Raw genomic sequence first — 230 nt, 5'->3', positions numbered from 1 at the left:
AAACCGGGCGGAACGCGAGGGCGCGACCTTCGAAATCCTGCCGCCGGGATCGGCGCGTCCCATCGCGGACGAGCTGAAGGCGGTGTCCGACGCCTGGCTGGAGATGCATGAGGGGGCGGAGAAGGCCTTTTCCCTGGGGCGGTTCGATGTCGACTATCTGGACCTGACGCCGCTTGCGGTCGTGAGGGAGGGCGGACGGATCGTCGCCTTCGCCAATCTGCTGACGGCGC

The 230-nt window shown here is 67.8% G+C and carries 1 protein-coding gene; it reads left to right on the top strand.

Features of this window, described 5'->3' with window-relative positions; all coding sequences use genetic code 11:
* Positions 1–230, top strand: a 230-nt coding sequence (locus tag CVH10_RS24980) for a phosphatidylglycerol lysyltransferase domain-containing protein (protein ID WP_146143440.1), incomplete at both ends; no start/stop codon positions are given.

Source organism: Halomonas sp. ND22Bw (genome assembly GCF_003011945.1).
GTDB classification, from domain to species: domain Bacteria; phylum Pseudomonadota; class Gammaproteobacteria; order Pseudomonadales; family Halomonadaceae; genus Halomonas; species Halomonas halophila.
Note: the sequence above shows the minus strand (reverse complement) of the source record. Positions and strands in the feature narration are given on the sequence as shown.